1 protein-coding gene and 1 pseudogene are annotated in these 1,051 nt (G+C 65.7%); both read left to right on the top strand.

Annotation, left to right across the window (positions count from 1 at the left end; all coding sequences use genetic code 11):
• A pseudogene (locus CCN51_RS58990) lies at nucleotides 1-308 on the top strand (carbohydrate ABC transporter permease); the annotation flags it as partial.
• Nucleotides 298-1,051 (top strand): carbohydrate ABC transporter permease (locus tag CCN51_RS52115; protein WP_086861316.1); only part of this gene is annotated, 754 nt, incomplete at its 3' end. The pseudogene CCN51_RS58990 and the gene CCN51_RS52115, both read left to right, overlap by 11 nt.

Genomic DNA, 1,051 nt, shown 5'->3' with positions numbered 1-1,051 from the left:
TCGACGGCGCCGGCGCCTGGCAGACCGCCTGGCACGTGCAGATCCCCATGCTCCGCAAGTGGATCGTGTACATGATGATCCTGGCCTTCGCGGGCGGCGCGCAGCTCTTCGTCGAGCCGCAGTTGCTCTCCCTCGCCAGCGTGGGTGTGGCCGGACGCGACTACTCGCTGAACCAGCTGACGTTCGACTTCGCCTTCCAGATGAACAACATCAACGGCGCCGCCGCGGTCTCGGTGGAGCTCCTGGTCGTCAGCGCCTCTGCCGCCGCGGTCTTCGTCGCACGGTCGGGATTCTTCGATGCCGACTAAAAGCCCCTCCCGGCTGCTGACCGGCTCCGTGCTGGCCGTGTTCGTGGTGTTCTTCGTGCTGCCGGTTGCGTGGCTCGTCCTCGCGGCGACCAAGACCGACCAGCAGCTGGTCCACGACAACCCGCTCTCCTTCGGCTCCTGGCACGCGCTGAAGGCCAACTGGGACGCGCTCACGGCGTTCCAGGACAACGCCATCATGCAGTGGCTGGGCAACTCCGCTCTCTACGCGGCGATCTCCCTGGTCATCACGCTCTGTGTGGCCGTACCCGCGGGATACGCCCTGGCCATGACCGAGTTCCGCGGCCGACGGACCCTGCTGGTCTCGACCCTGGTCGTGATGCTCATGCCGAACGCCACGCTGGTGGTGCCGTTGTTCCTGGAGATCAACGCGGTGCACCTGATCGGCACGATGTGGTCGATCATCCTGCCGTACTCGTTCTACCCGTTCGGGGTGTACCTGACCTACATCCACTTCACCACCGCCGTGCCGAAGGACCTGCTGGCAGCGGCACGCATGGACGGCTGCTCGGAATTCGGCGTCTTCCGCCACGTCGCGCTGCCGCTGGCGACTCCGGTCATCGCGCTCGTCGGTTTCTTCAGCTTCGTCGCCAACTGGACCAACTACTTCCTGCCGTACGTCATGCTTCCCGAGAGCAGCCAGATGCCGGTCCAGGTGGGCGTCGGAACCCTGCTCAGCAACGTGCCGTCCTTCAATCCGGCCGTCGGCACCCTCGCGATCCAGC

It is taken from the genome of Streptomyces milbemycinicus, from assembly GCF_002154605.1.
Lineage (GTDB): Bacteria > Actinomycetota > Actinomycetes > Streptomycetales > Streptomycetaceae > Streptomyces > Streptomyces milbemycinicus.
This window is presented reverse-complemented; position numbering and strand designations above follow the sequence as displayed.